The 20194-nt window shown below is 65.6% G+C and carries 19 protein-coding genes; all 19 read right to left on the reverse strand.

What is annotated here, in order from left to right; all coding sequences use genetic code 11:
• Positions 1-238 precede the first annotated feature (238 nt).
• Complete coding sequence (locus tag QMO14_RS25115) at positions 239-655, reverse strand: DUF4149 domain-containing protein (protein ID WP_301510466.1); 417 nt, start codon at positions 653-655, stop codon at positions 239-241.
• Between the two features lie 11 nt (positions 656-666).
• Positions 667-1143 carry a transcription elongation factor GreA gene (gene greA / locus QMO14_RS25120; protein WP_301510469.1) on the reverse strand — a complete coding sequence of 159 codons (477 nt, stop codon included), beginning with the start codon at positions 1141-1143 and terminating at the stop codon, positions 667-669.
• A 66-nt stretch (positions 1144-1209) separates the two neighbouring features.
• Positions 1210-2079, reverse strand: a complete 870-nt coding sequence (locus tag QMO14_RS25125; protein ID WP_301510471.1) for a Kdo hydroxylase family protein — start codon at positions 2077-2079, stop codon at positions 1210-1212.
• Positions 2080-2094: 15 nt separating this feature from the next.
• Entirely contained in the window at positions 2095-5343 is a 3249-nt protein-coding gene (gene carB, locus QMO14_RS25130; RefSeq protein ID WP_301510473.1) for a carbamoyl-phosphate synthase large subunit, read from the reverse strand.
• The gene (gene carA / locus QMO14_RS25135) at positions 5336-6529 is read right to left on the reverse strand and encodes a glutamine-hydrolyzing carbamoyl-phosphate synthase small subunit (RefSeq protein WP_301510475.1); all 1194 of its coding nucleotides are present in this window, start codon (positions 6527-6529) and stop codon (positions 5336-5338) included. The genes carB and carA overlap by 8 nt, the downstream gene beginning before the upstream one ends.
• Positions 6530-6671: 142 nt before the next feature.
• Positions 6672-7457, reverse strand: coding sequence for an RNA methyltransferase (locus tag QMO14_RS25140; protein ID WP_301510477.1), 786 nt, complete (start codon positions 7455-7457; stop codon positions 6672-6674).
• Between the two features lie 10 nt (positions 7458-7467).
• Complete coding sequence (gene rnhB / locus QMO14_RS25145; RefSeq protein WP_301510479.1) at positions 7468-8193, reverse strand: ribonuclease HII; 726 nt, start codon at positions 8191-8193, stop codon at positions 7468-7470.
• Complete coding sequence (lpxB, locus tag QMO14_RS25150; RefSeq protein WP_301510480.1) at positions 8165-9313, reverse strand: lipid-A-disaccharide synthase; 1149 nt, start codon at positions 9311-9313, stop codon at positions 8165-8167. Before lpxB ends, rnhB begins: the two co-directional genes overlap by 29 nt.
• A 10-nt stretch (positions 9314-9323) precedes the next feature.
• Positions 9324-10112 (reverse strand): acyl-ACP--UDP-N-acetylglucosamine O-acyltransferase, encoded by a 789-nt coding sequence (gene lpxA, locus QMO14_RS25155; protein WP_301510481.1) that lies wholly within the window; start codon positions 10110-10112, stop codon positions 9324-9326.
• A gap of 34 nt (positions 10113-10146) precedes the next feature.
• Positions 10147-10596 (reverse strand): 3-hydroxyacyl-ACP dehydratase FabZ, encoded by a 450-nt coding sequence (gene fabZ, locus QMO14_RS25160; RefSeq protein WP_038113972.1) that lies wholly within the window; start codon positions 10594-10596, stop codon positions 10147-10149.
• A 23-nt stretch (positions 10597-10619) separates the two neighbouring features.
• Positions 10620-11597: a UDP-3-O-(3-hydroxymyristoyl)glucosamine N-acyltransferase gene (gene lpxD / locus QMO14_RS25165; RefSeq protein ID WP_301510483.1), complete on the reverse strand. Its 978-nt coding sequence runs from the start codon at positions 11595-11597 to the stop codon at positions 10620-10622.
• A 14-nt stretch (positions 11598-11611) separates the two neighbouring features.
• Positions 11612-12157 (reverse strand): OmpH family outer membrane protein, encoded by a 546-nt coding sequence (locus QMO14_RS25170; RefSeq protein WP_301510484.1) that lies wholly within the window; start codon positions 12155-12157, stop codon positions 11612-11614.
• A complete protein-coding gene (gene bamA, locus QMO14_RS25175; protein ID WP_301510485.1) occupies positions 12157-14589 on the reverse strand; it encodes an outer membrane protein assembly factor BamA in 2433 nt (810 codons plus the stop codon). Before bamA ends, QMO14_RS25170 begins: the two co-directional genes overlap by 1 nt.
• A gap of 38 nt (positions 14590-14627) precedes the next feature.
• Entirely contained in the window at positions 14628-16001 is a 1374-nt protein-coding gene (gene rseP, locus QMO14_RS25180) for an RIP metalloprotease RseP (RefSeq protein WP_301510486.1), read from the reverse strand.
• Positions 16002-16045: 44 nt separating this feature from the next.
• Positions 16046-17236: a 1-deoxy-D-xylulose-5-phosphate reductoisomerase gene (gene ispC, locus QMO14_RS25185; RefSeq protein WP_301510487.1), complete on the reverse strand. Its 1191-nt coding sequence runs from the start codon at positions 17234-17236 to the stop codon at positions 16046-16048.
• A complete protein-coding gene (locus QMO14_RS25190) occupies positions 17233-18078 on the reverse strand; it encodes a phosphatidate cytidylyltransferase (RefSeq protein ID WP_301510490.1) in 846 nt (281 codons plus the stop codon). Before QMO14_RS25190 ends, ispC begins: the two co-directional genes overlap by 4 nt.
• Positions 18079-18096: 18 nt before the next feature.
• Complete coding sequence (uppS, locus tag QMO14_RS25195; RefSeq protein ID WP_301510491.1) at positions 18097-18819, reverse strand: polyprenyl diphosphate synthase; 723 nt, start codon at positions 18817-18819, stop codon at positions 18097-18099.
• Positions 18820-18827: 8 nt separating this feature from the next.
• On the reverse strand, positions 18828-19388 hold the full coding sequence (frr, locus tag QMO14_RS25200; RefSeq protein WP_301510492.1) for a ribosome recycling factor: 561 nt from the start codon (positions 19386-19388) through the stop codon (positions 18828-18830).
• A gap of 11 nt (positions 19389-19399) precedes the next feature.
• Positions 19400-20122 (reverse strand): UMP kinase, encoded by a 723-nt coding sequence (gene pyrH / locus QMO14_RS25205; protein ID WP_301510493.1) that lies wholly within the window; start codon positions 20120-20122, stop codon positions 19400-19402.
• Between the last annotated feature and the right edge of the window lie 72 nt (positions 20123-20194).

Genomic DNA, 20194 nt, shown 5'->3' on the forward strand with positions numbered 1-20194 from the left:
TCCACTGCGCAGGCAGGCTGCCTCGCACGACTCCCCACTGCTCGGGCGTGGCGTATTGATGGGTCTCGCACAGGTACTCTTGCAGCAGCATCGGCCGTCCGCCGGCCTCGTCCGGGCTCGGCTTTGTTCATACAGCCTGCACTGTACAAACAGCGAAGGCCCCGAAGGGCCTTTGCTTAACTGAGCGGCATTGGGCCCGGAGCCGCCTTTTTCTTTGCCGCGCGCTCCGTCGGTGCCCTCAGCCCGCCCCACGGCCTCCCACGCGCCACAGCACCACACCGGCACAGAGCCATTGCACGAAGTACATGCCCGTCCCCATGGCATGCCACAGCTTGAGGTTCTCCCGCGCCACGATGCGCGGTGTCACCGCGTACTGCTGCAGCAGCGCCAGCAGTAGCGCCCCCAGGATGAAAAAGATGGTCGTCATCGCCGGCCCGCTCATGCGCTCGTCGGCCTTGGACCTGAAATGGATCAGCAGGATCACCCCGCAGGCGATCGCAATCCAACTCTGCGCTTCGAACAGCTGCGCCGCGAAATTGCCGGCCACCGACGGATTGCCGAGCCTGGCAAACAGCATTGGCACCACCAGAAATCCGATCGTGGTGAGGCTGCCCCACCAGAAGGCGGCCAGCATCAGCGCAATGCGGTCTTTCATCGATCGAAGAATCAGAGGTAGCGAACCGCCACGATCTCGTAGCGCTTGAGGCCGCCAGGGGCCTGTACTTCGGCGGTATCGCCCTCTTCCTTGCCGATCAGCGCACGTGCGATCGGGCTTGAAATGTTGATGAGGCCGAGCTTCAGGTCGGCTTCGTCTTCGCCGACGATCTGGTACTTCACGGCCTCGCCGGTTTCCTCTTCCTCGAGTTCGACGGTCGAGCCGAACACCACCTTGCCGCCGGCATCGAGCTCGCTTGGGTCGATGATCTGCGCAGCCGACAGCTTGCCTTCGACTTCCTGGATGCGGCCTTCGATGAAGCCCTGGCGGTCCTTGGCAACTTCGTATTCGGCGTTTTCGCTCAGGTCGCCCTGGGCGCGTGCTTCGGAAATTGCATTGATGACCCAGGGGCGGTCCACCGTCTTGAGCTGATGCAGCTCGGCCCGCAGTTTTTCAGCGCCGCGCTTGGTGATCGGAATGGTTGCCATGTTGTTGGTTCTCCATAAAGCGAAACCGCCGAACGCTGCCGTTCGGCGGTCGATTGGGGGAATTGATCAGACGAGTGTGCGTCCGGTCAGCCGGCTCAGGATGGCGAGCGGGCTCGAAGCGGGATTGTATTGCTTCGAAGCGGCCAGATGAAGGGTCTGCTCGAGCATGTACTGGCCCGCCATCACGGCGTGCGAGGCCTGGTCGGAGAAGCACACCCACACCGAACCCGGCGGGAACTTGGCGGTTTCCTGCGGCGAGTTTTCCTGATAGGCCATGTCCGACTTCATGCCGTCGTGCAACTGCAGCATGAGGTGGTCGTATTCGCTGCGGAACGACTTGGTCACGTGCAGCGCCTGCAGCAGCTTCGCCTGCCAGCGCGAGTAAGGCTTGGCGCGGGGCAGGAAGCGCCTGGCGATGTCCTCGAAAGGCTCGCCCACGCGCCACACGCGCGGCGCGCCATCGGGGTTCACGTTGGTGAACACGCGCAGGATGCGCTCGCCGTAGTTCGGCCGCGACGGGAATGCATCGACATGCAAGCGCCGGTCGTCGGCGCGCCACGACTGCACCCGCGTCTCGACCTGCGCCGGCCGATAGCTGGTAGGCGCCAGCCGCAGGGCGGGCGCGTAGTGCGGCAGCAGCCCGTGGATGAGCTGCGTGGCCTGCGCCCTGAAGCGCCCCACCATCTCGGCTGCCGTGCGCTGCACCGTCTCGTCGCCCACGGCGCCCTTGAGCTTGCCGTTGGCGTCGAGACTGATGTTGCGTACATCGGGCGACAGCAGGCTGGGCGTGAGCAGGCTGCGCTCTTCAGGCAGCAGCTCGAAGCCAAGGCGAGGAAAGTACAGCACCTTGCCTGCTTCCAGTTCCGCGATCCAGGCCTCGTTGGGCCTGGCCGCGTTCCAGTCGGTCAGGTCGAGTTCGACGAGCTGCGTTTCCATGATGCCGACGCTCGATCAGGCCGCGGCCAGTTGCGCGTGCATTTCCTGCACCGAGATCACGCCCAGCTCGTCCATGAAGCCCATGCCCTCGACTGCCGCTTCGGCGCCGAAGATCGTGGTGAACGTGGTCACGCGCGCCTGCAGCGCCGAGGTGCGGATCTGCCGCGAGTCGGTGATGGCGTTGCGGCGCTCTTCCACCGTGTTGATGACCAGCGCAATCTCGTTGTTCTTGATCATGTCCACGATGTGCGGGCGGCCTTCGGTCACCTTGTTCACCGTCGCGCACTCGATGCCGGCAGCGCTGATGGCGGCGGCCGTGCCCTTGGTGGCGATCAGCTCGAAGCCCAGCTTCGCCAGACCGCGCGCCACTTCCACGGCACGTGCCTTGTCGTTGTTCTTCACCGAGATGAAGACCTTGCCCGACTTCGGCAGGTGCGTGCCCGCGCCCAGCTGCGACTTCACGAAAGCTTCGCCGAAGGTCTTGCCCACGCCCATCACTTCGCCGGTCGACTTCATCTCGGGGCCAAGGATGGTGTCCACGCCCGGGAACTTGACGAACGGGAACACGGCCTCCTTCACGCTGAAGTACGGCGGCGTCACTTCCTTCGTGATGCCCTGCGACTTCAGCGACTGGCCGGCCATGCAGCGTGCCGCCACCTTGGCGAGCTGGATGCCGGTGGCCTTGCTCACGTAGGGCACGGTGCGCGAGGCGCGCGGGTTCACTTCGAGCACGTAGATGACGTCCTTGCCGTCCTTCTGCTGGATGGCGAACTGCACGTTCATCAGGCCGACCACGTTCAGCGCGGCCGCCATGGCGGCGCTCTGGCGCTTGAGCTCGGTAACGGTCTCGGAGCCCAGGCTGTAGGGCGGCAGCGAGCAGGCGGAGTCGCCCGAGTGCACGCCCGCCTGTTCGATGTGCTCCATCACGCCGCCGATGAGGGTCTGGCCCTCGGCGTCGCGCAGGCAGTCGACGTCGCACTCGACGGCGTCGTTCAGGAAGCGGTCGAGCAGCACCGGCGAATCGTTGCTGACCTTGACGGCTTCGCGCATGTAGCGCTCCAGGTCGCGCTGCTCGTGCACGATTTCCATCGCGCGGCCGCCGAGCACGTAGCTCGGGCGCACCACCAGCGGATAACCCAGCTGCGAGGCCTTTTCGAGAGCCTCGGCTTCGGTGCGCGCGGTGGCGTTCGGCGGCTGCAGCAGCTTGAGTTCATGCAGCAGCTTCTGGAAGCGCTCGCGGTCTTCGGCCGCGTCGATCATGTCGGGCGAGGTGCCGATGATCGGCACGCCGTTGGCCTCCAGGTCGAGCGCGAGCTTCAGCGGCGTCTGGCCGCCGTACTGCACGATCACGCCCAGCGGCTTTTCCTTGTCGACGATCTCGAGCACGTCCTCGAGCGTGAGCGGCTCGAAGTACAGGCGGTCCGAGGTGTCGTAGTCGGTCGACACGGTCTCGGGGTTGCAGTTGACCATGATGGTCTCGTAGCCGTCCTCGCGCATGGCGAGCGCGGCGTGCACGCAGCAGTAGTCGAACTCGATGCCCTGCCCGATGCGGTTGGGACCGCCGCCGAGCACCATGATCTTCTTCTTGTCGCTCGGGTCGGCCTCGCACTCGTCCTCGTAGGTCGAGTACATGTAGGCCGTGTTGGTGGCGAACTCGGCCGCGCAGGTGTCCACGCGCTTGTAGACCGGGCGCACGCCCAGGGCGCGGCGCTTCTCGCGGATGGCCGTGTCGGTGGTGCGCAGCTGCTTGGCCAGGCGGCGGTCGGAGAAGCCCTTCTGCTTCAGCAGGCGCAGCGTGGCGGCGTCGATGTCGTCGAGCGACTTGGTTTCCAGCTCGAGTTCGATCTTCACGATCTCCTCGATCTGCACCAGGAACCACGGGTCGATCTTCGTGAGCGAGAACACTTCGTCGACGCTCATGCCCAGCGCGAAGGCATCGCCCACGTACCAGATGCGCTCGGGGCCGGGCTCGCCCAACTCTTTCTCGAGCACTTCGCGGTCCTGAGTCTTCTCGTTCATGCCGTCGACGCCGACTTCGAGGCCGCGCAGCGCCTTCTGGAACGATTCCTGGAAGGTACGGCCCATGGCCATCACCTCGCCCACCGACTTCATCTGCGTGGTGAGGCGCGAATCAGCCTGCGGGAATTTCTCGAACGCGAAGCGCGGGATCTTGGTGACGACGTAGTCGATGGAGGGCTCGAACGAGGCCGGCGTGGCGCCGCCGGTGATCTCGTTGCGCAGTTCGTCGAGCGTGTAGCCCACGGCCAGCTTGGCCGCGACCTTGGCGATCGGGAAACCCGTGGCCTTGGAAGCCAGCGCCGACGAACGCGACACGCGCGGATTCATCTCGATGACGACCATGCGGCCGTCCTTCGGGTTGATGGAGAACTGCACGTTCGAGCCGCCGGTGTCCACGCCGATCTCGCGCAGCACGGCCAGCGAGGCGTTGCGCAGGATCTGGTATTCCTTGTCGGACAGCGTCTGGGCCGGTGCCACGGTGATCGAGTCGCCGGTGTGCACGCCCATGGGGTCGAGGTTTTCGATGGAGCAGACGATGATGCAGTTGTCGGCCTTGTCGCGCACGACTTCCATCTCGTACTCCTTCCAGCCGAGCAGCGATTCTTCGATCAGCAGCTCGTTGGTCGGCGAGGCTTCGATGCCGCGCTTGCAGATGGTCTCGAACTCTTCCGGGTTGTAGGCAATGCCGCCGCCGGTGCCGCCGAGCGTGAAACTGGGACGGATCACGGTCGGGAAGCCGACGTTCTTCTGCACCGCCCAGGCCTCGTCCATCGAGTGCGCGATGCCGGAGCGGGCCGAGCCCAGTCCGATCTTGGTCATCGCGTCCTTGAACTTCAGGCGGTCTTCCGCCTTGTCGATGGCTTCGGGCGTGGCGCCGATCAGTTCGACGGGCTTGCTGGTGGCTGCGCCCGTGTACTTGTCGAGCACGCCGTTGCGCCACAGGTCGAGCGCGCAGTTCAGCGCGGTCTGGCCGCCCATGGTCGGCAGGATCGCGTCGGGACGCTCCTTGGCGATGATCTTCTCGACCGTCTGCCAGGTGATGGGCTCGATGTAGGTGACGTCGGCCGTGGCCGGGTCGGTCATGATCGTCGCGGGGTTGCTGTTGATCAGGATGACCTTGTAGCCCTCTTCGCGCAGCGCCTTGCAGGCCTGCACGCCGGAGTAGTCGAACTCGCAGGCCTGGCCGATGATGATCGGGCCGGCGCCGATGATGAGGATCGATTTGAGGTCTGTGCGCTTAGGCATTCTCTTTCTCCGTCTTTTCCGTCTTGTTCTTTTCCATGAGTGCCGTGAAGCGATCGAACAGGTAGCCGATGTCGTGCGGACCCGGCGAGGCTTCAGGGTGACCCTGGAAGCAGAACGCGGGCTTGTCGGTGCGCGCCAGGCCCTGCAGCGTGTTGTCGAACAGGCTGATGTGCGTGGGACGCAGGTTGGCCGGCAGCGACTTCTCGTCGACCGCGAAGCCGTGGTTCTGGCTGGTGATGCTCACGCGGCCGTTGTCGAGGTCCTTCACCGGATGGTTCGCGCCGTGGTGGCCGAACTTCATCTTGAAGGTCTTGGCGCCCGAGGCCAGCGCCATGATCTGGTGGCCCAGGCAAATGCCGAAGGTGGGAATGCCGGTCTCGATCAGCTCCTTGACCGCGCTGATGGCGTAGTCGCAGGGCTCCGGGTCGCCGGGGCCGTTGGCCAGGAAGATGCCGTCGGGCTTGAGCTTGAGCACGTCGGCCGCGGGCGTCTGCGCCGGCACCACGGTGATGCGCGCACCGCGCTGGGCGATCATGCGCAGGATGTTCTTCTTGACGCCGTAGTCGAAGGCCACGACGTGGAACTTCGGCGTGATCTGCACGCCGTAGCCCGAGCCCAGCTTCCACTCGGTCTCGGTCCACTCGTAGGTCTGCTTGACCGACACGACCTTGGCGAGGTCGAGGCCCGACATGCTCGGCGCGGCCTTGGCGGAGGCGATGGCCTTGTCGATCAGCGCCTGCGTCACGGTCTCGCCCGCGGCAAGGCCCAGGATGCAGCCGTTCTGGGCGCCATTGGTGCGCAGGTGGCGGGTGAGCTTGCGGGTGTCGATGTTCGCGATGGCCACGGTGTTGCCGGACACGAGGTACTCGGTCAGCGTGGCGGTCTTGCGGAAGTTGGAGGCGACGAGGGGCAGATCCTTGATGATCAGGCCCGCGGCATGGATCTTGTCGGCTTCGATGTCCTCGCCGTTGACGCCGTAGTTGCCGATGTGCGGATACGTGAGCGTCACGATCTGCTGGCAGTAGCTCGGGTCGGTGAGGATTTCCTGGTAACCGGTCATGGCGGTGTTGAACACCACTTCACCGGTCGTGGAGCCGGTGGCTCCGATCGAGTTGCCGAGAAAGACCGTGCCGTCTGCGAGCGCCAGGATGGCGGGCGGGAAACTTCCCTTGAGAGACAAAAGCACTGGGTTCTCCGGATGGTTACGGTCGCCCGGAGCCTCAGGCGTGTAGCCTGGGGACTGCTGCTTAAGGGGAAGATGGCGTTGTAGGCGGCCGGGCGACGCTGATTTGCGAGTAAGCCCCCGATTGTAGCCCGGACTGGGTGTGTTATTTGGCGTGCAGGGCTGCTCCGCTCGCATGCAGGCAGATCGCGGCGGCCGCGGCCACGTTGAGCGACTCCTCGCCGCCCGGCTGCGCAATACGGATATGGCGCGAGGCCCGGGCCTCCAGCGCGGCCGATACGCCCTGCCCTTCGTGTCCCATCAGCCAGGCGCAGGGATGCGGCAATTCGGCCTTGTGGAGCCATTCGCCGCGATGCGAGCTGGTCGCCACCAGCGGCACCTTCAGGCCGTCCAGTGCGTCGATGTCCACGCCTTCGATCAGCCGCAGGCCGAAGTGGGCTCCCATGCCGGCGCGCAGCACCTTGGGCGCCCACAGCGCGGCCGTGCCCTTGAGCGCAATCACCTGGGTGAAGCCGAATGCGGCGGCGCTGCGCAGGATGGAGCCGGCATTGCCGGCGTCCTGGAGGCGGTCGAGCACGACGCTGGGAGCATCTGGCAGCAGCTCGGGCCGAGACGGCACGTCGAGCACGAAGCCCATCGGCGCCGGCGATTCCAGGCCGCTGATGTCCCGCAGGAGGTTGTCGGCGACCACTACGGTTTTGATAGCGCCAGCCGACCAATCGGCAGGAGCCTTCGGCCAGAAAGACTCCGAGAACACCGCCACGGCGGGCTTGACGCCTCGCGCCAGCGCGGCCCGGCAAAGATGGTCGCCCTCGAGCCAGATCCGCCCCAGCTTGCGGTAGGCGCCGGGGTCCTGCGCGAGCTTGCGCAGATCCTTGAGGAGCGGGTTGTCGCGCGAGCTGATGCGGCTGGCGCCGGCGTCGGAAGTCATCGGGGCGGGCTCAGGGGGCTGCGCGAAGCTCGGGCCGTGCCACCTCGATGGCACCGAGGCCCATCGCCGGCTGGCCGCCGGCTTCGGCGGGCGAGGCCACCGTCAAGGTGCCACCGGTACGCGCAAGCGCCGCCGCCACCGGGCTGAAAGACTTGCGGTGATGCACGCAGGCGCCATGGCGCTGCAGCGCCTCCAGGTGCTCGGGCGTGCCGTAGCCCTTGTGGCCGGCGAAGCCGTAGTGCGGAAACTCGACGTGCAGCTGCTCGCACAGCCGGTCGCGGTGCACCTTCGCAAGGATCGATGCCGCCGAGATCGCCTTGACACGCGCGTCGCCCTTCACGATGGCCTCGGCCAGCACGTCGAGCGTGGGCAGGCGGTTGCCGTCGACCAGCACCTTCGCCGGCCTGAGCCGCAGCCCCTCGACGGCCCGGCGCATCGCGAGCATGGTCGCCTGCAGGATGTTGTGGGTATCGATTTCCTCGACTGTGGCCTGCGCGATGGAGCAGCACAGAGCCTTGGCCAGGATCTGGTCGTGCAGGCGTTCGCGCTGCAGGGCCGTGAGCGTCTTGGAATCCGCGAGGCCGCGGATGGGGCGCAGGTCGTCGAGGATCACCGCCGCAGCCACCACGGGCCCTGCCAGCGGCCCTCGGCCCGCCTCGTCGACACCAGCGATCAGCCCGGGAGCATCCCAGGCCAGCGGCGCCTGCTCAGCTTTCAAGAACTTTCTGGATCGCATCGGCGCAAAGTGTGGGCGTATCGCGCTGCAATTGCACATGCAGCTCTGAAAATCTTTGTTGCAGCGCCCTAGTCTTTTCAGGGGCGCCCAGCCAGTCGAGCGTGGCCTGGGCCAGTGCCTCGGGCGTGGCCGCCTCCTGAAGCAACTCGGGCACCACGAAGTCGCGGCACAGGATGTTGGGCAGTCCCACCCACGGCTGCAACTGCTTGCGCCGCATGAGGCCCCACGAGAGCGAGTTCATGTTGTAGGCGATGACCATCGGCCGCTTGAACAGCGCTGCCTCGAGCGTGGCGGTGCCGCTGGCGATCAGCGTAGCGTCGCAAGCGGCCAGCACAGTGTGCGACTGGCCATCCAGCAGCTTGACACGGCCCGCCATGCCGCTGGCCTGCAGCAAGGCTTCGACCTCGGCGCGCAAACCCGGGATGACGGGAGCCACGAACTGAAGCTCGGGCCGCGCCGCCTGCATCAGCGCCGCGGCGGCGAAGAAGCGGGAGGCAAGGTAGCGGATCTCCGAACGGCGGCTGCCAGGCAGCAAAGCGACGACAGGTGCATCGGGCGCCAAGCCCAGTGCGGCGCGTGCGCCGATCTTGTCGGGGATCATCGGAATGACATTGGCGACGGGATGGCCGACATAGCTCGCGGCCACGCCATTTTCCGCCAGCAAGTCGGGTTCGAACGGGAAGATGCACAGCACGTGGTCGGCTGCAGCACGGATCTTCTCGATGCGCTCAGGCCGCCAGGCCCAGATCGACGGGCAGACGAAGTGCACCGTCTTCATGCCCCGGCTGCGCAGGCCGGCTTCGAGATCGAGGTTGAAATCGGGCGCGTCGACGCCGATGAAAAGCTGCGGCCGTTCCTGCAGCAACCGTGCCTTGAGCTGGCGGCGGATGCCGGCGATTTCGGCGTAGTGCCGTAGCACCTCGATGTACCCGCGCACCGCCAGCTTTTCCTGCGGCCACCAGCTCTGGAAGCCGTGGGCCAGCATGCGGGGGCCGCCGATGCCGGCGGTCTGGAGATCGGGCCAGCGCACCAGCAGGCCGTCGAGCAGCAGGCCGGCGAGCAGGTCGCCGGACGCTTCGCCCGCGACCAGCGCGAAGCGTCGCTGTCCGTCGTTCTGCATCGCGGTCACTTCAGCGCGCGATGCCGCGCGTCGAATTGGCGAGGAAGGCTTCCATCAGCGCGACGTCGCCGGCCGCTTCCGGCATTTCGGTCGCCAGCGCGGCGATGCATGCACGCGCCTCGTCGAGCGTCTTGCCCTGGCGGTACAGCAGGCGGTGCATCTGCTTCACCGCAGCTAGCCGCTGGGCGGAGAAATCGCGTCGGCGCAGGCCGACGATGTTGAAACCGCGCACGGCCAGCGGGTTGCCGTCGACCAGCATGAAGGGCGGTACGTCCTGCGTGACGGCGCTGGCAAAGCCGAGCATGGCATGCGCGCCGACCGAGACGAACTGATGGATGCCCGTGAGCCCGCCGACCGTGACCCAGTCGGCCAGGTGCACGTGCCCGGCCAGCGTGGTGTTGTTGGACAGCGTGGTGTGGTCGTCCACGCGGCAGTCGTGGGCGATGTGCGTGTACGCCATGATCCAGTTGTCGTTGCCGACACGCGTGACGCCCCCCGCCCCCGGCACGCCGAGATTGAAGGTGCAGAACTCGCGGATCACGTTGCGGTCGCCGATGACAAGCTCGGTCGGCTCGCCGGCGTATTTCTTGTCCTGCGGGATGGCACCGAGGGACGAGAACTGGAAGATTTTGTTGTCGCGCCCGATGGTGGTGCGCCCTTCGATCACGCAATGCGCGCCGATGGTGGTGCCGGCACCGATCCGCACGTGCGGGCCGATCACGGCATAGGGCCCGACCGACACCGAGGCGTCGAGCTGTGCCTGGGGGTCGACGATGGCCGTCGAATGAACCTGGGTCATGCCTTGTGAAGAAGCAACTGGCTGCGGCCGGGCATCAGTTGATCTGGCGCATGGCGCACATCAGCGACGCCTCGCAGGCGAGCTCGCTGCCCACCAGGGCCCGGCCCTTGAACTTGGAAATGCCCGCCTTCATGCGCTCGATCTCGACTTCCAGCGTGAGCTGGTCGCCCGGCTCCACAGGGCGCTTGAAGCGCGCGCCATCGATGGCGGCGAAGTAGTAAACGGTGTTGTCGTCCGGCACGATGTCCAGCGAGTGGAAGGACAGCAGCGCAGCCGCCTGCGCCATCGCTTCGAGCATCAGCACGCCCGGCATCACCGGACGGTGCGGGAAGTGGCCGTTGAAGAACGGCTCGTTCATCGTCACGTTCTTGAGCGCCGTGATGCGCTTGCCCTTTTCCATGTCCAGCACGCGGTCCACCAGCAGGAACGGGTAGCGGTGAGGCAGCAGCTTGAGGATTTGATGGATATCGAGCGTCGTCGTCATGATTTTCTGTTCCTGCATCGTCGTCATTTTTTCGAGGGAGCCTTCTCCAGCGCCTTCAGTCGTTCGCGCAGGCTGTGCAACTGCTTGAGCGTTGCCGCATTCTTTTCCCAGTTCGCATTGTCATCGATGGGAAACATTCCGGTGTATTGGCCGGCCTTGTGGATGGAACGGGTGACCACGGTCGCGGCCGACACGTGCACGCCGTCGGCGACCGTCAGGTGACCCAGCACGATGGCACCGCCGCCGAAGGTGCAGCCGGCGCCGATGGTGGCGCTGCCGGCCACGCCGACGCAGCCCGCCATGGCCGTGTTCTTGCCGACCCGCACGTTGTGGCCGATCTGGATCAGGTTGTCGAGCTTCACGCCGTCTTCGATGACGGTGTCGTCGAGCGCGCCGCGGTCGATGCAGGTGTTGGCGCCGATCTCCACGTCGTTGCCGATGCGCACAGCCCCTAGCTGCTCGATCTTGACCCAGCGCCCCTCGTGCGGCGCCAGGCCGAAGCCGTCGGCACCGATGACCACGCCGGGGTGCAGCAGGCATCGTTCGCCGACGACGCAGTCCTCGCTGAGCGTCACGCGCGACTTCAGCACGGTGCCCGCGCCGATGCGGGCGCCCCGCTCCACCACGCACAGCGCACCGATGCGAGCMGTGGCGTCGACCTGCGCTTCGGGGTGGATCACTGCGCTGGGATGGATGCGGTCGGCCTCCGGATGCGCGTGGTGCGCCTTCCAGAGTTGCGTGAGGCGGGCGAAGTAGAGATACGGATCGGGCGTGACGATATAGGCGCCACGCGCGGCGGCCGCCTCCCGCATGGCAGGCGACACGATCACGCAGGCAGCCTTGGAGGCTGCCAGTTCCTGCTGGTATTTGGGATGACTCAGGAAGCTGAGTGCATCGGGCTGCGCATTCTGAAGCGGCGCAAGCCGCTCGATGGACAGCGCCGCATCGCCATGAAGCTCGCCCCCAAGGGCGTCAACAATGGCTCCGAGCTGCAGTGACACGCCGGTTCGCGGCGTTACTTGCCGGCCGCGGGCGCAGGAGAAGCGACAGACGCGTTCAGCGCCTTGATCACCTTGTCGGTGATGTCGTGCTTCGGATTGATGTAGATCGCTTCCTGCAGGATGGCGTCGTACTTCTCGGCCTCGGCCACCTGCTTCACCACGCGGTTGGCGCGCTCGTAGACCTGCTGGAGCTCTTCATTCTTGCGCGCGTTCAGGTCTTCCTGGAATTCACGGCGCTTGCGCTGGAAATCGCGATCCTGGTCGACCAGTGCACGCTGGCGGGCGACGCGCTGGGATTCGGACAGAGTCGGCGCCTCGCGCTCGAATTTCTCCGATGCGGCTTTCAGGGCATCGCCTTGCGCGGTCAGGTCCTTCTCGCGCTTCAGGAACTCCGCTTCGAGCTTCGCCTGGGCGGTCTTGGCCGGCTGCGCTTCACGCAGCACGCGGTCCGGATTCACGAAACCGATACGAAAAGTTTCCTGCGCCTGGGCGGGTGCCGCGGCAAGCGCGAAAGCGGGAATCAACAACGCGCCGGCCGCGGCGCGGATCAAATGCTTCATTAGAAAGACGTTCCGATCTGGAATTGGAGGCGCTGAATTCTATCCTTCGGGATATAGCCGGCCGTGAAGGGTTGCCCCACTTCCTTCTGGGACCTGACCGGGAAGGCGTAGGCGAGGCGCAACGGGCCCAGCGGCGAGATCCAGCTGACACCGAGGCCGACCGAGGCGCGCAGCTTCTTCTCGGCGCTCCATTGCTCGTCGGTAAGACCGGGTGCCCGGCTGCCGAACACATTGCCAATGTCGAAGAACCCATACAGGCGCAGCGTGCGGTCGTTGCCGGCACCGGGGAACGGAGTGCTCAGCTCGGCGTTGAAGATTGCCTTCTTGGTGCCGCCGATCGCCGCGCCTTCGCTTTGCAGGAACAGCGGAGCGTCACGTGGGCCGAGCGAGTTCTGCTCGAAGCCGCGCACGGAGCCCAGGCCACCCGCGTAGAAGTTCTTGAAGATCGGGTAGACCTTGTTACCGAACGCCTTCGCATAGCCCACTTCGCCATTGATCGAGAAGGTGTACTGCTTGTTGATCGCGAAGAACTGCTGGTACTGGTAGTTCGTCTTGACGTACTTCATGTCGCCGGCGGCCCCAACCTCGAGGTTGGCGCGCTGCAGGCGACCGGTGGTCGGAATCAGCGCGCTGTCGCGGCTGTCGCGGCCCCAGCCTACGCTCAGCGGAACACCCCAGACGCTCTTCTGGTCGCAGTTGACCACCAACAGACCCGTGGCATCCTTCTTGCAGCCGAAGTAACCGAGGTACGACGGCGGCGTGTACAGGCCTGAGAAGGCGGTGGAACTGTTCGGGTCGAACGCATAGCGCTCGAGACCGATGCCGAAGAAGACGGTATCGACTTCGCTGAAAGGCACGCCGAAGCGGATGGAAGCACCTTGGTTCACCAGCTTGTAGTCACCGTCGGTGGAGGTCTGGTAAGGGCGCGTCGTGGTGTGGTAGATGCTGAACGTGCGCGAAATGCCATCGGCCGTGAAATACGGGTCGGTAGCCGTCAGCGACAGCGTTCGGTTGTACTTGCTGGTGTTGACCTGCACGCCCAGGAAATTGCCCGAGCCGAACACGTTTTCCTGCGAGATGCCGAAGGTCAGCGCGACCTTTTCGGCGCTCGAGTAGCCGGCGCCGAGCTGCAGGCTGCCGGTGGGCTTTTCGGTCACGTTGACGGTCAGATCGACCTGGTCAGGCGAGCCGGGCACTTCCTGCGTATCGACATTCACTTCGGTGAAGAAGCCCAGGCGGTCCACGCGGTCGCGCGAGAGCTTGATCTTGTCACCGTCATACCAGGAGGCTTCGTACTGGCGGAACTCGCGGCGGATGACCTCGTCGCGGGTCTTGTTGTTGCCGCTCACCGAAACGCGGCGCACGTAAACGCGGCGCGAGGGCTCGGCCTGCAACGTGAGCGCCACGCGGTTATTGACGCGATCGATTTCGGGGCGTGCCTGCACGCGTGCGAACGCGTAGCCGAAGGTGCCGAAATAGTCGTTGAAGGCCTTGGTCGTTTCGGTGACCTGCTCGCCGTTATAGGGCTCGCCCGGTTTGATGGTGATGAGCGACTTGAACTCGTCGTCGCGGCCAAGGTAGTTGCCGTCGAGCTTGACACTCGACACGACGAATTTCTCGCCTTCGGTAATGTTCACCGTCACCGTCAGGTCCTTGCGGTCCGGCGAGATGGCGACTTGGGTCGAGTCGATGCGGAACTCGAGGTAGCCGCGCGTGATGTAGTACGAGCGCAGGGTTTCAAGGTCGGCGTTGAGCTTGGCGCGCGAGTACTGGTTCGACTTCGTATACCAGCTCATGAAGCCGCCGCTGTCCTGGTCGAACAGGCTCAGCAGCGTTGATTCGCTGAAGGCCTTGTTGCCCACCACGTGCACTTCGCGGATGCGAGCCGATTCGCCTTCGGTCACGGTGAAGGTCAGGTTGACCCGGTTGCGCTCGATGGGCGTGACGGTGGTCACGACCTGCGCGTTGTAGAGGCTGCGGCTCACGTACTGGCGCTTCAGCTCCTGCTCCGCGCGGTCGGTCAGCGCCTTGTCGTAGGGACGGCCATCGGCCAGCCCCACTTCACGCAATGCCTTCTGCAACGCGGCCTTGTCGAATTCCTTCGTGCCGACGAAGTCGACATCGGCGATGGTCGGCCGCTCTTCCACGATGACCACCAGCACTTTGCCGTTCACGTCGATGCGCACATCCTTGAACAAACCCAGATCGAACAGCGCGCGAATGGCGGCAGATCCGCGCTCGTCGCTGTAGGTATCGCCCACGCGCAGCGGCAACGACGCGAAGACCGTACCGGCCTCGACGCGTTGCAGACCTTCGACGCGGATGTCGCGCACCGTGAAGGGTTCGACGGCCCAGGCGGCCGTCGCCGCAAGCGCACTGGCAACCACCGCGACAACGCTACGCAGGCGAAAGCGACTGAAGTTTTTGTTCATCTGTGAATTGAGCCGGCACGGAAAGGGCCGGCAGAAAGTTAACCAAAGAGCCGCGTGACGTCGTTGAAGAGAGCGACCGACATCATGACCAGCAGGAGGGCCACGCCCCCGCGCTGAAGGCGTTCCATCCAGGCGTCAGAGACGCTCTTGCCGGTCAGACCCTCCCAAAGATAATACATCAGGTGTCCTCCATCGAGGACCGGCAGCGGCATGAGATTGAGGACCCCGAGGCTCACGCTGATGAGCGCCAGGAAGACCAGATACTGGGTGAAACCGAGGCTTGCGGACTTGCCCGCATAGTCCGCGATCGTGAGCGGACCGCTGAGATTCTTGAGCGATGCCTCGCCGATGACCATCTTGCCCATCATGCGCACGGTCAGCGCGGACACCTCCCAGGTGCGAACGACGCCACGCCAGACGCCATCGACCACGCCCTGGCGCACGGTCACCATTTCGGGCGGCCCGCCTACGTAGGCACCGACGCGCCCAACCTTGGCGCCGCCCTCTTCCCGCACCTCGGGCTTCACGTCGATGGTGAGCGACCGGCCTCCCCGCTCGATCTGCCATGCCTGCGTGCGCGGCTGTCCGCCATCGACCGATGCGCGGATCGCCTCGCGCAGTTGCTGCCCGTCGATGATTGCCGTGCTGCCGATGGAACGCACCACGTCGCCATTGAGCAGGCCGGCCGCTTCGGCCGCGCTGCCCTTCATGACTTCACCGATCTCGGGCCAGGTCAGGGGCGCCAGCACCCCGATCTTGCGGAACATCTGCGGATCGGCGTCCCTGGTCTCCATGCGGCTCAGCGGCAGCACCAACTGGCGCGCAGGCCGACCGCCCTCGCCTGCGATTTCGAGCGTAAGGTCGCGACCGTCGAGCGCCCCACGCGTCATGCGCCAGCGCAGATCCTCGAAGGACTGGACCGGCGTCAGCTCGCCATCGAAACCAGCCTGCGTGATGTGCTCGCCGCCTTTCAGCCCCGCCGATTCGGCCAGGGAGCCCGCCACTGGTCGCGCCAGCGTGGCGACCGGCTCCCGAACACCGATCCAGTTGACCGCCGTGTAAAGCACCACCGCCAGCAGCAGATTGGCGATCGGCCCTGCGGCCACGATGGCAGCGCGCGAACGCAGCGGCTGGGTGTTGAAGGCGCGATGGCGCTCCTCGGGCGCGACAGGGCCTTCGCGCTCGTCGAGCATCTTGACGTAGCCGCCGAAGGGAAATGCGCCGATGACGAACTCGGTCTGCTGGCCCGGATGCTGCCGCCTGGGCTGCCAGCGGACGAGCGCCTTGCCGAAACCGACGGAGAAGCGCTCCACCTTGACCCCACAGGCCACCGCAACACGGTAGTGGCCGTATTCATGCACCGCGATCAGGACCCCGAGCGCAACCACAAAGGCTATGACAGTAAGCAGCATCGATGTCCTTGCTTTTCGGGAGAGGCTTCAGTCGGATACGTACTTCAGGCGGCGAAGCGCAGCGCCGCGGCGTTGGCTGCCGCCCGGGCGCTGGCATCGATCGCCAGCAGGTCGGCAAGCGATGCCGGCTTGGAGGGGGCGACCCTTTCCAAAGTTTCCATGTTGACCGCATGTATGCAATCAAAGCGCAGGCGGCGATCAAGGAATGCTTCAACCGCGACCTCGTTGGCAGCGTTGAGCACCGCCGTCGTACCCGGCGCTGCGCGCAGCGCGTGCCACGCAAGGCCCAGCCCGGGGAAGAGCGTCGCATCGGGCGATTCGAAGGTCAGCGAACCCATCTGCCGGAAGTCGAGCCGCGCGGCGCCGCTTTCGATGCGCTCGGGCCAGGCCAGTCCCACCGCGATCGGCACCCGCATGTCGGGCGTACCGAGCTGGGCGATGACCGACGCATCGGTGAATTGCACCATCGAGTGCACCACGCTCTGCGGATGGATGACGACCTCGATCTGCTCCGGCGACACGCCGAACAGATGGCGAGCCTCGATCACCTCGAGCGCCTTGTTCATCATCGTGGCCGAATCGACCGAGATCTTGCGCCCCATGACCCAGTTCGGATGGGCGCAGGCCTGCTCAGGCGTCACTGCGCCGAGGGTTTCCGGCGCCCGGGTGCGGAACGGGCCGCCCGAGGCGGTAAGGATGATCTTGTCGATGCGCCGCGCCCAGGTGGACGGGTCTTCGGGCAGCGACTGGAAGATGGCGGAATGCTCGCTGTCGATGGGCAAGAGCGTCGCCCCGCCCTCGCGCACGGTGCGCATGAAGAGCTCGCCGCCGACGACGAGCGCCTCCTTGTTCGCCAGCAGCAGGCGCTTGCCGGCACGCGCGGCAGCAAGGCACGGCCCCAGGCCGGCGGCACCGACGATGGCGGCCATCACGGAGTCAGCCTCGTCATGCGACGCTATCGTTTCGAGAGCATCTTCGCCCATCAGCACGACCGTCTTGAGGCCGTTCTGCTTGAGTTTGTCGGCCAGCAGCGCGGCGTGCGGCGCGCTGGCCATCACGGCGAACTTCGGGGAGAACTGCGCGCACTGCGCCAGCAGCTCGTCGACCTTGGTGGCCGCGGAAAGCGCGAAAACCTCGAAACGCTCGGGGTGGCGCGAAATGACGTCGAGCGTGCTCACGCCGACCGAACCGGTCGAGCCGAGCACCGTGACGCGTTGTCTTCTGGGTGAATTCACAGGAAAGCCAGCATCATGGCAATGGGAAGCGCCGGCAAGAGGGCATCCACGCGGTCGAGGACGCCGCCGTGGCCGGGCAGCAGCCTGCTGCTGTCCTTGGCGCCGGCGCTGCGCTTGATGAGAGATTCGACGAGGTCGCCCACGACGCTCATGGCCGCGAGGAACAAGGCAGCCAGCAGCAACAGCCACCAGCCACGCTCGGCGAGACGGGTATACAGGCTGGTCACAGTGGCGCCTGCGGCCTTGTCGGCCCAGACCCAGGCAAAGGCCAGCACCACCACGCCGATCATGCCGCCCCACACGCCCTCCCAGCTCTTGCCGGGACTGATCGCGGGAGCGAGCTTGTTGCGGGTGAACTTCAGGCCAAAAGCGCGGCCGGCGAAATAGGCGAACACGTCGGCCACCCACACCAGCACGAGGATCGACAGCAGGAAGTTGATGCCGATCATGCGCGCCTGCACCGCCGCAAGCCATGCCACCCACAGCGCCAGCAGGCCGCCGACCAGCCGCAGCCCGCGCGGAATGCGGGGCCAGCCCGGCACCGCCACGCGCAGCAGCGCAGCGCCGCCCAGCACCCAGCCCGCGCTGGCCAGGGTCCACATCAGGACCAGCGGCTGTTCCAGCAGCCCGAGCCACCAGGAGAGCGAACAAAGCGCCACGGTCTCGGCGCCGAGGAACAGCGAAACCCCCTGGCCATACCCGTTCAGGCGCCCCCACTCCCAGGCGGCGGCGCCGATCAGCACCAGCATGACGCAGCCGAAGGGGATGTAGCTTGGGTAGAACAGCGCCGGCAGCAGGATCGCGAGGAGCACGATCGCCGTGATGATGCGTTGCTTGAGCATGCAGTGGCTGCCTGGCCGTCAGGCCGCGGCGGTGGAAGAGATTTGCGCCGAGGTCTGGCCGAAGCGCCGCTCGCGGCCCTGGAACGCGGCGATGGCCTCGTCCAGCGCGGCCTCGTCGAACTCGGGCCACAGCTTGTCGCTGAAGAAAAGCTCGGCGTAGGCACTCTGCCAGAGCAGGAAATTGGAGAGGCGCTGTTCGCCGCCGGTGCGGATAAACAGGTCGGGGTCGGGCACATGGGCCAGCGCCATGGCGCGATCGAGGCTGAGCTCGGTGATCGCTTCGCCCTGCGCCGCGAGCCTGGCGGCAGCCTGTGCGATGTCCCAGCGGCCGCCGTAATTGAAGCAGACGTTGAGCACCAGCCGCGTGTTGTGCGCGGTGGCGGCTTCGGCGTCGAGCAGGCCCTTCACCATCTTGGGCGACAGGCCGGCGCGCTCGCCGACGAAATGCAGGCGTACGCCGTCGCTGCTGAGCTTGGGCACCTCGCGCGCAAGCGCGCCGACCATCAACTCCATGAGACCGGAAACTTCCTCGACGGGACGGTTCCAGTTCTCGGACGAGAACGCGAAGACGGTGAGCACGCCCACGCCGCGCTCGGCGCAGGCCTTGACACAGCGGCGCAGCGACTCGACGCCCTGCTTGTGCCCCGCGATGCGGGGAAGAAAGCGCCGCGTCGCCCAACGGCCGTTGCCGTCCATGACGATGGCAACGTGGTGGGGAACGCGCGGCGCCGACGAGGCCATGACAGACCTCAAACGGCCATGATCTCCGCTTCCTTGGCCGCGACCAGGCGGTCGATTTCCGCGATGTGGCGGTCGGTGACCTTCTGGATCTCGGCTTCGGCGCGCTTCTGGTCGTCTTCCGACGCCAGCTTTTCCTTGACCAGCTTCTTGACCGCCTCGTTCGCATCGCGGCGCAGGTTGCGCGTGGCGATCTTGGCGCTCTCGCCTTCGTTGCGGACCAGCTTGGTCATTTCCTTGCGGCGCTCTTCGCTCATGGCGGGCAGCGGCACGCGGATCAGGTCGCCCATCGAGGCCGGGTTCAGGCCCAGGTCGCTTTCGCGGATGGCTTTCTCGATCTTGGCTCCCATGCCTTTTTCCCACGGCTGGACGCTGATGGTGCGCGAGTCGAGCACCGACACGTTGGCCACCTGGCTCAGGGGCACCTGCGAACCGTAGTACTCGACGTGGATCGAATCGAGCAGCGCCGAATTGGCGCGGCCCGTGCGGATCTTGGTGAGGTTGTTCTGGAATGCGGCGAGCGACTGGTTCATCTTCGCATCGGTCGCATTGCGGATGTCTGCAATGGTCATCTCAAATACTCCTAGGCATGCACCAGCGTGCCTTCGTCCTCGCCCATCACGACGCGCTTGAACGCGCCGTTCTTGAGAATCGAGAACACCTTGATCGGCAGCTTCTGGTCGCGGCACAGCGCAAAGGCCGTGGCATCCATGATGCCGAGATTCTTTGCTATCGCCTCATCGAAACTGAGCGATACGTAGCGGGTCGCATCGGGGTTGGTCTTGGGATCGGCGGTGTAGACGCCGTCGACCTTGGTCGCCTTGAGCACCAGTTCGGCACCGATCTCGGCACCGCGCAGCGCGGCGGCCGTGTCGGTCGTGAAGAACGGGTTGCCCGTGCCGGCTGCGAACACCACGACCTTGCCCTCTTCGAGGTACTGCAGCGCCTTGGGGCGCACATAGGGCTCGACCACCTGTTCGATGGCGATGGCGGACATCACGCGGGCCACCAGGCCCTGCTTGTCCATCGCATCGGCCAGGGCCAGCGAGTTCATGACCGTGGCCAGCATGCCCATGTAGTCGGCAGTGGCGCGATCCATGCCGACGGAGCCGCCCGCGACGCCGCGGAAGATGTTGCCGCCACCGATCACGACCGCCACTTCGACGCCCATGTTCACGACCTCGGCCACCTCCTGCACCATTCGCACGATGGTCGCGCGATTGATGCCGAAGGCGTCATCGCCCATCAATGCCTCTCCCGACAGCTTCAACAAGATTCGCTTGTGGGCTGGGCGGGCATCAGACATGGGCAATTTCCTTTGGTTGGGGCGGGACGAGTGTAAAACGTAGCGATGAAAAAACGACGGTGCGCGCGAACG

Source organism: Variovorax sp. CAN15 (genome assembly GCF_030462475.1).
Classification (GTDB): Bacteria; Pseudomonadota; Gammaproteobacteria; order Burkholderiales; family Burkholderiaceae_C; genus Variovorax.

Bases quoted from the DNA above. Each gene is read 5' to 3' on its own strand.
- QMO14_RS25140 (WP_301510477.1), bottom strand. From the start codon at position 7,457: ATGACTTCCGACGCCGGCGCCAGCCGCATCAGCTCGCGCGACAACCCG.
- rnhB (WP_301510479.1), bottom strand. From the start codon at position 8,193: ATGCGATCCAGAAAGTTCTTGAAAGCTGAGCAGGCGCCGCTGGCCTGG.
- bamA (WP_301510485.1), bottom strand. From the start codon at position 14,589: ATGAACAAAAACTTCAGTCGCTTTCGCCTGCGTAGCGTTGTCGCGGTG.
- QMO14_RS25115 (WP_301510466.1), bottom strand. From the start codon at position 655: ATGAAAGACCGCATTGCGCTGATGCTGGCCGCCTTCTGGTGGGGCAGC.
- carB (WP_301510473.1), bottom strand. From the start codon at position 5,343: ATGCCTAAGCGCACAGACCTCAAATCGATCCTCATCATCGGCGCCGGC.
- fabZ (WP_038113972.1), bottom strand. From the start codon at position 10,596: ATGACGACGACGCTCGATATCCATCAAATCCTCAAGCTGCTGCCTCAC.
- QMO14_RS25125 (WP_301510471.1), bottom strand. From the start codon at position 2,079: ATGGAAACGCAGCTCGTCGAACTCGACCTGACCGACTGGAACGCGGCC.
- lpxB (WP_301510480.1), bottom strand. From the start codon at position 9,313: ATGCAGAACGACGGACAGCGACGCTTCGCGCTGGTCGCGGGCGAAGCG.
- frr (WP_301510492.1), bottom strand. From the start codon at position 19,388: ATGACCATTGCAGACATCCGCAATGCGACCGATGCGAAGATGAACCAG.
- rseP (WP_301510486.1), bottom strand. From the start codon at position 16,001: ATGCTGCTTACTGTCATAGCCTTTGTGGTTGCGCTCGGGGTCCTGATC.
- QMO14_RS25170 (WP_301510484.1), bottom strand. From the start codon at position 12,157: ATGAAGCATTTGATCCGCGCCGCGGCCGGCGCGTTGTTGATTCCCGCT.
- uppS (WP_301510491.1), bottom strand. From the start codon at position 18,819: ATGGCCTCGTCGGCGCCGCGCGTTCCCCACCACGTTGCCATCGTCATG.
- pyrH (WP_301510493.1), bottom strand. From the start codon at position 20,122: ATGTCTGATGCCCGCCCAGCCCACAAGCGAATCTTGTTGAAGCTGTCG.
- QMO14_RS25190 (WP_301510490.1), bottom strand. From the start codon at position 18,078: ATGCTCAAGCAACGCATCATCACGGCGATCGTGCTCCTCGCGATCCTG.
- greA (WP_301510469.1), bottom strand. From the start codon at position 1,143: ATGGCAACCATTCCGATCACCAAGCGCGGCGCTGAAAAACTGCGGGCC.
- lpxA (WP_301510481.1), bottom strand. From the start codon at position 10,112: ATGACCCAGGTTCATTCGACGGCCATCGTCGACCCCCAGGCACAGCTC.